Raw genomic sequence first — 11,344 nt, 5'->3', positions numbered from 1 at the left:
CCCTCCAGAGTGTGGAGGACGGTCGCTACGGCCACACCGTCGAGGTGATCTGGGAGGTCGAGCCGGGCCGGCGGGTCCTGCCCAGCGGTTCGCTGCCCGACGTCACCCGGGGCGGCTTCGACCCACCGGGCCGGCTGGCCGCCTTCCTCGACGCGGTGCGCTGGTCGGCGGTGACCTCCGCGGACGCCCGGCGGCTGCAGGCCCCGTTCCGCTCGGGGGTGGCCGTCGAGGACTACCAGCTCGAGCCGGTGGCGCGCGCCCTTGCGGCGCCCCGGGTGAACCTCCTGCTCGCCGACGATGTCGGCCTCGGTAAGACCATCGAGGCCGGGTTGGTCGCCGAGGAGCTGCTGCTGCGGCACCGGGCGCGCCGCATCATGATCGTCTGTCCGGCCGGGCTCACCCTGAAATGGCGCGACGAGATGGCCGAGAAGTTTGGCCGCGATTTCACGATTATTGACGCGGAGCGCTGCGCGGCGGTCCGTCGCTCGCACGGCAGCGCGGCGAACCCGTTCGAGGTCTACCCGCTGACGATCGTCAGCCTGCCCTGGCTGCGTGGCCCGAAGGCGCAGCGGCTGCTCGACGAGGTGCTGCCCGGCGATGGTCAGCCGACCTACCCGCGGACCTTCGACCTGCTCATTCTCGACGAGGCCCATCACATCGCCCCGGCCGCGCCCAGGCAGGTCTACGCGGTCGACTCCCAGCAGACCAAGCTGATCCGCCGGCTCGCGCCGCACTTCACCCACCGGCTGTTCCTGTCCGCCACCCCGCACAACGGCTACCTCGCCTCGTTCACCGCGCTGCTGGAGATCCTCGACGACCAGCGGTTCGCTCGTGGCGTCGAGCCGGACCGGACGGCCGTGGACGAGGTCGTGGTCCGCCGGTTGAAAAGCAGCATCGAGAACGCGGACGGCACCCCGCGCTTCCACCGGCGCCGCTCGATCGACATGCCGGTGGTCTACCCGGACGGCGAACGGGGGATCCACGGCCTGCTCAAGGAGTTTGCCGCACTGCGCCGGGCCCGGCTGGATTCGCCGCGCGGCCGCAAGGCGACCGACCTGGTGACCCTGCTGTTGAAGAAGCGGTTGTTCTCCTCCCCGGCGGCGTTCGGCCACACCGTGGGCGTCTACCGGGAGACCCTCGTGTCCCGGCACGGGCGCCCGGTCCACGCGTCCCGCCTCACGGACGAGGCCGAGCCGGGGATGCCTGGGCCGGGGATGCCTGGGCCGGGGGCGCCCGAGCCGTGGATGCCCGAGCCGTGGATGGAGGACTATTTCGACGACGTCGCGACCCTGGACGACGAGCAGCTCGCCGACGCCGAGGACGACGCCCTCGGCCGGATCGGGCCGATGCAGCTCGATCCCACCGACGGCGAGATCGAGCTGCTGGACCGGATGCGGCGCTGGGCGGACGCCCACGAGGCCGAGCCGGACGCCAAGGCCCGCGCACTGCTCGATTATCTGGACGCGGTGTGCCGGCCGGACGGGCGGCACTGGTTCGATGAACGGGTCGTCGTGTTCACCGAGTACCGCGACACGCAGATCTGGCTCGCCGGACTGCTGCGCCAGGAGGGGCTCGCCGGGGAGCGGCTCGGCCTGTTGCACGGCGGGCTGTCCGTTGACGAGCGCGAGCAGCTGCGGCTCGCCTTCCAGGCCGAACCGAGCGAGCATCCGATGCGGGTCCTGCTCGCCACCGATGCGGCGAGTGAGGGCATCGACCTGCAGAATCACTGCCATCGGCTGGTCAACTACGACATCCCGTTCAACCCGAACAAGCTGGAGCAGCGGATCGGCCGCATCGACCGGTACGGGCAGCGCCGTTCCCCGGAGATCCGGCACTTCGTCGGCTCCGGCTGGTCGGGCAGCGTCGATTCCTTTGAGGCCGACCTGGAGTTCCTGTCGCGGGTGGTGAAGAAGGTCGCGCAGATGAAGGCCGACCTCGGGTCGGTCAACGCGGTGCTCTCCGATCGGGTGCAGCGTCGGATGCTGGGGGAGCGGATCGACCTCGGTCCCGACGACCTCGACGTCGGTCCGGGCGGCTCCGTGGCTGCCGGAGGCACCGTCCCGGTCGCGGAGAACGTGCGCGAGCAGGTGCGCCGGCTGCGGGCGAACCTCGACGACACGGTCCGCGAGCTCGGCATCACCCCGGCGGCGGTGCGCCGCGTCGTCGGCACGGCACTGAGCCTCGCCCGCCAACAGGCACTCACCCCGTACGTCGACGAGAAGGAGCACGCCGAGGGACTGTTCACGGTGCCGACGCTCACCGGCTCGTGGCAGCGAGCCTCCGCGGGGCTCACCGAGAAGCTGCGCCGTGAGGACCTTCCCCCGGGCACGCCGCCGCGCCAGCGGCCGATCACCTTCGACCCGGCCATGGCGAAGGACCGCGACGACGTCGTGCTCGCGCACCTCGGCCACCGCCTCGTCGACATGTCGACAAGGCTGCTGCGGGGCGCCGTCTCCAACGCCGACGTCGGGCTGCACCGGGTCACCGCCGTGCGCTCGGACGATCCGCGCTGCGAGGAGGTGCTGATCGGCGCGTTCTCCAGGTTCGTGCTGGTGGGCGCGGACGGCGTCCGGCTGCACGAGGAGGTCCTGTACGCGGGCGGCTGGGCGCCGGCGACCGGGCGGTTCCGCCGCCTGGAGAACCTGACGGTCCTCGGCGATCTCGTCGGTACCGCGCTCGCCGCCGGCCGGCCCGTCTCCGGGGAGACGCGGGAGCGGCTCGCCGAGCGCTGGCCGGCGGTGCGGCCCGGGGTGCTCTCCGCCCTGGAGTGGCGGACGAGGACCCGCCAGGAGTCGCTGACCCGCCTTCTCGGCCAGCGCCGGGCCGCCGAGGAGAATCGGATCACCACTATCCTCGATCAGTTCGCCGCGACGCTGCGCGGTGCGATCGAGGATCCGGAGAACGACGAGGACGCCCTGTTCAGCCGGTTCGAGATCGCCAGGAGCCGCGAGGAGCTGGCCCAGTACCGCAAGGACCGGCAGGCGTGGCAGGACCGGCTCGACCGGCTGGACCAGGAACGGCGACGGGAGCTCGACGGTATCGCGCAGCGATACCGTGACCCGGGGCAGCACCAGTTCCCCGTCGCGGTCGTCCTGGTCGTGCCGGCAGCGGAGGAGGCGCGATGAGTACCGTGGGTGCCACCACGCGGGGCCGGGGCATCCCCGGAGGTCGCGGCAGCGGCAGCGGCAGCGGTGGCGGCAGCGGTGGCGGTCGGCGCCGGCCGCCCGCGCCGGACGGCTCCGCGCAGCACCGCGAATGGCTGAGCCTCATCGAGGTCAGCGGGCCGTTCCTCAGCCTGCCCGTGCTCCGGCGGGTCTGGCCGACGCTCGACCCGCTGGAGAAGAAGACCCGGGAACGCCTGCGCCGGGAGCACACCGCCTGGCTGGACGATCCCGCCGGCGGCCAGGCGGCCTGGGTGCGTTTCGTTCTCGGCGAGCTACTCGGCTGGGGGAACACGCTCGTCCTGCCCGATGGCGCGGACGGCGCGGGTGGCGCGGACGGCGCGGGTGGCGCGCTGCGCTCGTTCACCGTCGACGTCGGCGAGCACGACGCGCACCTCGTGCCGTCCTTCATCCTCGTCGATCCGGACACAGCGGACACAGTGGCCGGGGGGGACACAGTGGCCACGGGGGACACAGCGGCCGGGGGGTCGTCCGAGGTGAAACCGGACGCGGTCCGCGTGCTCGGTCTGGTCGTCGCGCCGTCACAGTCCCCGACGGCGCGGATCGCCGGGCAGGCCTGGGCTGCGACGCCGGTGGACCGGGCGGCGATCGCCTGCCGGCATCACGGGATCGAGCTCGCGCTGGTGACGAACGGCCGGCAGTGGGCGTTGGTTTGGGCGCCGCGCGGCGGGGTGACGGCGACGGCGGTGTTCGACGCGGTGTCCTGGCCGGAGGCGGCCGAGCGCGACGTCGTGCGGGCGTTCGTGTCGTTGCTGTGCCGGCGGCGCTTCTTCGGCGTACCCGACGACGAGACGCTGGTCCCGTTGCTGAAGGCGAGCCTCGGCAGCCAGGAGGAGATCACCGAGGCGCTCGGCGTCCAGGTCCGCCAGGCCGTGGAGCTGCTCGTCGCAGCCTTCGGCCGCTGGCATGTCGCCGAGCGGGACCGGGGTGGCGCCGGTCTGCGCGACGTCGGCGCGCACGACGTCTACCGGGGCGCGGTCGCGGTGATGATGCGCATCGTCTTCCTGCTCTACGCCGAGGAACGCGGCCTGCTGCCCGCCGGCAACGACCTGTACGCGAGTACCTACTCCGCCGGCCGGCTGTGCGCCGAGCTGGAACAGCAGCTTTACGACGGCGCGACCGAGGACGACCTGGAGCAGTCGACGGCGGCCTGGCACCGGCTGCGCGCCCTGTTCACCGCCGTGTACGCGGGGGTCGATCATCCCCGGCTGCGCATGCACGCCTACGCCGGGTCGCTGTTCGACCCGGCAGCCCATCCGTGGCTGCCACTCGGCGTGGACGACCGCACGGTGCTGCACATGCTGCGTGCCGTCCAGTACATCCAGGTCGGCAGCGGGAAGTCCCGGGAGCGGCGGACGCTGAGCTTCCGCTCGCTGGACGTCGAGCAGATCGGTTACGTCTACGAGGGTCTGCTCTCCTACGATGCCGAACGCGCCCCGGCCGCGGAGGTGGTCGTCGGCCTGGTCGGCCGGGAGGGGCTGGAGGCCGAGGCGAAGCTGTCCGAGCTGGAGGAGCTCGCCTCGCGTCACCGGGGCCGCCCGCTGCTCGCCGCCGCGCTCGCCGAGAGGTTCGCCGCCAGCGGGATCGGCGCGCCGAAGGCGGTCGAGCGCCGGCTCGTTCCGTTGGAGGCCGGCGAGCGGGAGGAGGCCCGCAAGGCCCTGCTCGCCGTGACCCGCGGCGACTACCCGACCGCCGAGCGGCTGCTGCCGTTCCACGGCCTGCTGCGCACGGACCTGCGCGGCCAGCCCGTCGTGGTCCTGGAGGACGGGCTGTACGTCACCGAGTCGCCGCTGCGGAAGAACACCGGCACCCACTACACCCCCAGGTTCCTGGCTGAGGAGGTCGCGGACAACACCCTGGAGCCCCTGGTCTACGCCCCCGGGCCGTTGCAGACCGCCGACCGGGGCGCCTGGCGGCTGCGGTCCAGCGCCGACATCCTGTCGCTGAAGGTTGCCGACATCGCGATGGGCTCGGCCGCGTTCCTCGTCGCCGCCGCCCGCTACCTCGGCGACCGGCTGGTGGAGGCGTGGATCCGTGAGGGTGACCCGCGGGCCGCCGGGTACGCCGGTGACGCCGGTGACGCCGACGCGGACGACGTCACCGTCGAGGCCCGCCGGCTGGTCATCGAGCACTGCCTGTACGGGGCGGACATCAACCCGATGGCCGTGGAGATGGCGAAGCTGTCGCTCTGGCTGGTGTCGATGGACCCGCGCCGGCCGTTCACCTTCCTCGACGACCGGCTCGTCTCCGGCGACTCCCTGCTCGGTATCACCTCGGTCGAGCAGCTGGAGTACATGCACCTCGACCCGGCCAAGGGCCGGAAGATCCACTCCGACATCTTCGGCTGGACCGCCGGCGTCCGTGAACTGGTCCGCGACGCCGCCGGGCGGCGCCGGGACCTCGTCGAGACCGACGGCTCGTCTCTGGCGGGACTTGCGAGGAAGCGCAGGCTCCTGTCGGGGGTGGAACACGACACCGAGCGGCTGCGGCTCTTCGCCGACCTGACTGCCGGCGCCGCGCTCGTCGGCTATCAGAAATGGTCGGGGACGAGTAACCCGCATGCCCGCGCCGAGATCGACGAGGAGAAGAAGGCCAGCCGGGAAAGCTTCTCCCTGACCGCGGCCCGCCTCGCTGATGAGGTCACCGGCAAGTGGGATGAGACCGAGGCCCGGAAAACGGCACAGTCCTGGTTGGCCACCGATTACGTTCCCGGCGGTTTCCGGCGGAAACCCCTGCACTGGCCGCTGGTCTTCCCCGAGGTCTTCGAGAAGGGCGGTTTCGACGCGGTCCTCGGCAACCCCCCGTTCCTCGGTGGCCAGAAGCTGACCGGTGCACTGGGCGTGGCGTATCGCGAGTACCTCGTCGAGGAGATCGGCGGGGGAGCACGGGGGAGCGCCGATCTGGTCGCCTACTTCGCGCTGCGTGCGCACTCTCTGCTCAACGGTGGCGGTCAGACGGGGCTGATCGCGACGAACACCCTGGCCCAGGGCGATACCCGTGAGGTCGGCCTTGACCAGATTGTCGCTGACGGGAACGTCATCCGCCGGTCGATCAAGAGCCGGCCCTGGCCGTCGAAGTCCGCGGTCCTGGAATTCAGCGCCGTCTGGACCACAGGGCAGATCGGGCCGGCCGCCGCCCGGTTCGCCGACGGCGTCCAGACCCCCGTGATCGCGCCCTCCCTGGAGCCCGAGGCACGGGTGTCCGGAAATCCTCACCGGCTGGAAAAAAGCGCAGGAATCTCCTTTATTGGAAGTTATGTCCTGGGTCTTGGCTTCACGATGGAACCCGCCGAGGCCCGCGCGTTGATCGCGAAGGATCCGCGTCATACCGACGTGCTGTTCCCCTATCTGAACGGTCAGGATCTCAACTCGCGCCCCGACTGCTCGGGCAGTCGTTGGGTCATCAATTTCCACGACTGGCCTGAGGACCGCGCAAAGCGGTACCGCGACTGTTACGACCAGGTCCGCCTCCTCGTCAAGCCGGAACGTGACCTCAATCGCTTTAGTAAGTCGGCCCGTGAGCGGTGGTGGCGATACGAGCGTTCCAGGCCTGAACTCTACGGCGCTATCGCAGGTATCGGGCGGGTAATCGTCATCACTCTTGTGAGCCGCACGGTGATGCCGGTGATGGTGCCGACCGGGCAGATATTTTCGCATATGCTCGGGGTCTTCGCAACGGACGACACGGCAATGCTGGCCTTGCTCTCCAGCTCGCCGCATTACTGGTGGGCGGCCTCGCGGGCGTCGTCGATGAAGGCCGATCTTCGGTACACGCCGTCGGACGTGTTCGAGACCTTGCCGTTGCCTGAACTGACGGGGGAGATGCGGGAATTGGGGGAGGGGTTGGACGGGTTCCGGCGGGAGGCGATGCTGGCGCGGCAGTCAGGGCTCACCAAGACGTACAATCTGGTTTTCGATCCGGGCTGCAACGATGCCGATATCGCCGAGCTGCGGGAGATCCACCGGCTCATCGACGAGGCGACCTTTCGGGCGTACGGGTGGGTCGATATGATCGACCGGGGCCTGGACCACGGCTTTCATCCGGCCGGGAAGTACACTCGGTACACGATCGGGCCGTGGGCGCAGCGCGAGGTGCTCGACCGCCTCCTCGAACTGAACCACGCCCGGTACGCCGAGGAGGTCGCCGCCGGCCTGCACGAGAAGGGCGCGAAGAAGAAAGATGCCCGCGCCAGGGCGGCCGCATCGCCGGACCAGGGGTCGCTGCTTGACCTGTAGCCGGAGACAGCGAACGACACCCTACGTTTGACGCCGGGCCGCCCGCCCGATTTCCGGGTGACCGGTCCGCGAGAGTTCTCCATTCGCCTTGTCCACCGGCCGAGCCACGCGCGCGGTCGACATTCTGCCGTGCCCGGATTCTCGGGGGGATCCGGGCACGGCCATCCTCCATCCACCTTTTCCGACTTTTCCGAAGCTGTTGACAGAAAGCTCGAAGCGATTCAGAATCGTTGTTGTCCGGGATTGATCTGATTGGCTGGCGATAGCGGGGCCTCGCTGCCTTTCTCGGATACCGACGGGTTTCACGGCTGTCCTGTCGGTACATTCTTGCGAGCTCGCCCGTCTGTCCTGGCAGCCGGCATCGGCCCGCAGCCTGATATTCGACGTCTCGTTCACCACTCTCATCGGCGTGCCATGGCGCGCGCCTTTTCACGGGGGATCTCATGAGCACTGCACGTTTCGCCGTCGCAGCGGTTCTCACCGGCCTGATCGGCCTCACCGGGCTCACCGGCTGCAACCTGGACGACACCTCCGTCTCCTCGACCGGCGCGACGGCCGCGCCCGGCGGGGCCGCGGCGGCCGGCGGGGCCTCCCAGGGGGCGAAGCAGGCCCAGTACGGCGAGGTACTCCAGGTCAGCAAGGGCGGCGAGGTCGCCGCGACGGTGAGCGTCGCCGCGCCGAAGGCGGTCCCGTCCTTCTTCTCGGGTTTCAGCAAGCCCACCAGCGGCCCGGCGTTCGCGACCTTCATGGTGTCGTTCACCTCGGCGAGGGCCGGCTTCGCCGTCAACCCGTTCGACTTCTTCGTCCGCACTCCGGACGGTGCGCGGGTCCAGCCAACGATCGGCTGCGAGCCGGCGTTCAACGCGGCGACCCTCGGCCAGGGGGAGAAGTACCAGGGCTGCCTGACCATCGACGCGGCCCACGGCGTCCTCGTCTACGCCTCCGGCCTGTTCGGCGCGACCGGCCTCGTCGAGTGGCCCGGCTTCTGACCGTCGACCGGCGGCGGCGAGCCACCCCGTACGACACACACCGAGGAGAAGAGAGATCCGGAATGGCCATCATCATGCGGCTCCCCGACGGTTCCATCGAGAGCATCGCGACGACCCACGGCGGTGCGGACGGTAGTCACCTTCGATGAGAACTGATAACCGTTCGACCGGGTGATGAGCGGTACGAGGAGCTGAACGCCCGGTTGGCGGGCCGCCCGCGCCGGGCGAAGAAGGAGCACGGCGTCCTCCGCCGCATCACTCGCGTCGTCCGTCCGAGGCGGCGGGCATGATCCGCCGCGTTCTCCGGCGGCTGGGGCACCGCTGCGGCCCACGCCGCGCCTGACCTGCATCGACGAGCAAGATGCCCATTTTTGTGGATGCACTTTTCTGGCCCGGCTCGGAGGCCGTCATCCCAGGTCACGGAATTTTTGACATTCAGCAAGGAAGGGCGAGGTCGGGGCCTCCGGGCCCCGGTCGGGCTGTCCTTCTGGCACTTCCGGCGTTCTCCAGACATGACCTAATTCTCCATGTAACAATACGATCGTGAGCCTTTCGGATGGCAAGAAGGGGAGAACAGCATGAGTAATGTCACGAATCTGACCGTTCTGATCGACAGCGAGCCCGCGCCGAGCGGCTGGATAAAGATCGACAAGGATCTCAACGCTGGCGCGGGCGGCGCTTATCTGTATTTCGCCTATGAGAAAGGTGTCGGAGATCCCATCACCAGCATAATCTTCCTGCTCAACAAGGACGAGTCTGCTCCACCGAGCTATCACCGTATCGACGTCGATCTCAACAAAGGTGCTGGCGGCGCTTACATTTATGCTGCCTTCACTCGGGAGCCCGTCCTGGGCAGTCCGATAGAGGATCTGGATGTCATACTCGGTGACAACAGTGGGATTCAGCCGCAGGCACCGTGGCGGCGTATCGACGTCGATCTCAACAAGGGCGCTGGTGGTAAGTACATTTACCTTGTGTACAGAACCGCTTAAAAATCTAGGTTTTAGGTCGCTGACGAGCCTGTAGACGTAGCAAGGCGTACATACGGCCCCTGGCGCGCGCAGCTCAGGCGGCCATGAACGCGAAACCCCTCCCAGTCACGGGAGAACGGGCGGGGAGGGGTCTGCTGCGGGGAATCTTCCGGAACTGGATGTCGAACCGCTCAAAAGTCCGGGCTTCATAGCTGGGGACCGGGCCGTTGACTAATCTCACCATGTGCTGCCCGCCTGGCGTCGCGAGATCTATGAACCAGTTGTGTCGGGATAGGCGGCGTCGAGGTGGCCTCCGACGGCGGTAGAGGGAATGCGTGCTGATTGCTACTCATTTCCTTCCGGTGTGAAGACAATCCATTCTCCGGGTTTGCGAACGGTGAAGCCGGATCTGTTCCGCGCGTGCGATGGAGACCTCGCGTGGAGTGGGCGTTGGCCCGTCGAGGAGGGCTGCCTTTCGTTCGGCTGCGGTGGCGGCCGGGATGCCACCGTCGGGTCGGGGCCGCGGGGGTTCCTGGGAGTCGGGTGACGATCCGATGGATGCGTCGAGAAGATCGAGTTTGCGTTGGAGGGCGGCGGGCTCGGGGCCGGTCTGGCTCGTCCGGGTGGATGCCGGGGTGTCGGGTGGAGCGGTAGCGTCACGGGGCATGGGCGCTCACGCGCCGATTGTGGGGTTTTCGGTGGTGACTGTCGAGGGTCTACCCGACTTCTTGGCGTAGCTATCGGGCTGGCCGCGCCCGGTCGACAGCCGGCCGGTTCGCAGAGGTGTTGCCCGTCCGCCGAGCCGTCCGCCGCCGGTGCGGCTGCTCGCCGAGCGGACCGGCCTGCGGACGGGGTTGTCGGCGGCGATGCGTCGGCGGGAGTTCGTCCCGGTGTACGACCGGGGCAGGTCCTGGTCGATGTGGCGGGTGCGCCCCTCTTCCACCCCGGCCCGTGACTACATCACGTCACCACCGGCCGTTACTGAATGGTGGGCGGGAAAATGTGGATCATGGTGTACCGCGGAGAGCCCCTAAAGCCGCCTGCCACCATCCGCAGGCGAACCACCATAATTCAGTGACAACACATCCGTTCTCCCTCGGCACCGGCAGCGCCGCAGGTCAGCCGGCCGTCCGATGGAGGTGGCGGGGAACGCCGAGCATACCTAGACGCGATTGAGGGGCCGGGACGTGAGCGACAACCCGACGGATGACCGCTGGAACACGCCAGTGGAGCGGGTGGAGACGGTGGAGCGGGTGGAGAGGGTGGAGCGGGTGGAGCTGCGGACGGACGTGCCGCATTCCGCGCGGATGTACGACTACTTTCTGGCTGGCAAGGACAACTTCCCCGCTGACAGGGAAGCCGCCGAGCGGGCGCTGGAGGTATTCCCGGCCCTGCGCATCGCCGCCCAGCAGAACCGGGCGTTCGTCCACCGCGCCACCCTGTTCCTTGCCAAGGAGGCGGGTATCCGCCAGTTTCTTGACATCGGCACCGGCATCCCGACCTCGCCGAACCTGCATGAGGTCGCCCAGGGTATCGCTCCCGACACGCGGGTGATCTACGTGGACAACGACCCGATCGTCCTCGTGCACGCTCGCGCCCTGCTGACCGGCACACCCGAGGGTCGTATCGCCTATCTGAACGCTGACCTGCGGGAACCGGGGAAGATCCTGGCTTCGGCCGAGGTACGCGACACGCTCGACCTGAGCCGCCCCATCGCGCTGTCCCTGATCGCGATCATGCATTTTCTTCCCGATTCCGATGATCCCTACGGCCTTGTCCGTCGCTACCTCGACGCCCTGCCCTCGGGTAGCTATCTGGCGTTCACTCACTGCACGGCCGATGCCGCGCCGGGGGAGGCCGGACGGCTTGTCGAGGTCTACCGGCAGCGGGGGATCCCCCTCACGACGCGTACCCGCGCCGAAGTCGAACGTTTTTTCGACGGTCTGGAGCTCGTCGAGCCGGGAGTG

6 protein-coding genes are annotated in these 11,344 nt (G+C 69.0%); 5 read left to right on the top strand and 1 reads right to left on the bottom strand.

Annotation, left to right across the window (positions count from 1 at the left end):
- The 4 genes from drmD to AC08OO_RS18015 form a co-directional block, all read left to right on the top strand.
- Positions 1 to 3,125, top strand: a 3,125-nt coding sequence (gene drmD, locus AC08OO_RS18030) for a DISARM system SNF2-like helicase DrmD (protein WP_476618803.1), incomplete at its 5' end; no start/stop codon positions are given.
- Complete coding sequence (locus AC08OO_RS18025; protein ID WP_476618802.1) at positions 3,122 to 7,417, top strand: Eco57I restriction-modification methylase domain-containing protein; 4,296 nt, start codon at positions 3,122 to 3,124, stop codon at positions 7,415 to 7,417. The genes drmD and AC08OO_RS18025, both read left to right, overlap by 4 nt.
- A 443-nt stretch (positions 7,418 to 7,860) precedes the next feature.
- Positions 7,861 to 8,406 carry a hypothetical protein gene (locus AC08OO_RS18020; RefSeq protein WP_476610899.1) on the top strand — a complete coding sequence of 182 codons (546 nt, stop codon included), beginning with the start codon at positions 7,861 to 7,863 and terminating at the stop codon, positions 8,404 to 8,406.
- Positions 8,407 to 8,984: 578 nt separating this feature from the next.
- Positions 8,985 to 9,398: a hypothetical protein gene (locus tag AC08OO_RS18015; protein ID WP_476610898.1), complete on the top strand. Its 414-nt coding sequence runs from the start codon at positions 8,985 to 8,987 to the stop codon at positions 9,396 to 9,398.
- Between the two features lie 652 nt (positions 9,399 to 10,050).
- Here AC08OO_RS18015 and AC08OO_RS18010 read toward each other — a convergent pair.
- Positions 10,051 to 10,320: a hypothetical protein gene (locus tag AC08OO_RS18010; RefSeq protein WP_476618801.1), complete on the bottom strand. Its 270-nt coding sequence runs from the start codon at positions 10,318 to 10,320 to the stop codon at positions 10,051 to 10,053.
- Between the two features lie 283 nt (positions 10,321 to 10,603).
- Between AC08OO_RS18010 and AC08OO_RS18005 the strand changes: the two genes are divergently transcribed.
- On the top strand, positions 10,604 to 11,344 hold a 741-nt coding region (locus AC08OO_RS18005; RefSeq protein ID WP_476610903.1), incomplete at its 3' end, for an SAM-dependent methyltransferase.

The sequence above is a fragment of the Frankia sp. CeCAU1 genome, assembly GCF_977971845.1.
Note: the sequence above shows the minus strand (reverse complement) of the source record. Positions and strands in the feature narration are given on the sequence as shown.